The sequence below is a fragment of the Dyella sp. ASV21 genome (genome assembly GCF_016428975.1).
Lineage (GTDB): Bacteria > Pseudomonadota > Gammaproteobacteria > Xanthomonadales > Rhodanobacteraceae > Dyella.
This window is the reverse complement of the sequence record NZ_JAELTT010000350.1, coordinates 1-314: the sequence shown is the minus strand read 5'-3', so window position 1 is coordinate 314 and position 314 is coordinate 1. Positions and strand designations below refer to the sequence as shown.

Here is a 314-nt window from a genome sequence, read left to right as displayed (position 1 = left end):
CCCCCCCCCCCCCCCCCCCCCCCCCCCCCCCCCCCCCCCCCCCCCCCCCCCCCCCCCCCCCCCCCCCCCCCCCCCCCCCCCCCCCCCCCCCCCCCCCCCCCCCCCCCCCCTTTTTAATGATCCGCCGCCCACCGAGATCTACACCCGAACGTTGTCGTCGGCAGCGTCAGATGTGTATAAGAGACAGGTCAAGGGCGGGCTGCTCATGATCTCTGAGACTGCGGTCTGGGCAGACGATCGGCCTTGCAGGATCACCTTGCGCGCGTAGTCGCGTTCGGAAACGATGCCTACCAGCCTATCGCCGCGCATCACCA

General features: G+C 72.9%; 1 pseudogene. It reads right to left on the bottom strand.

Annotated elements, in window-relative coordinates:
• Positions 1-186 precede the first annotated feature (186 nt).
• Positions 187-314 (bottom strand): annotated as a pseudogene (locus JHD67_RS21895) (histidine kinase); the annotation flags it as partial.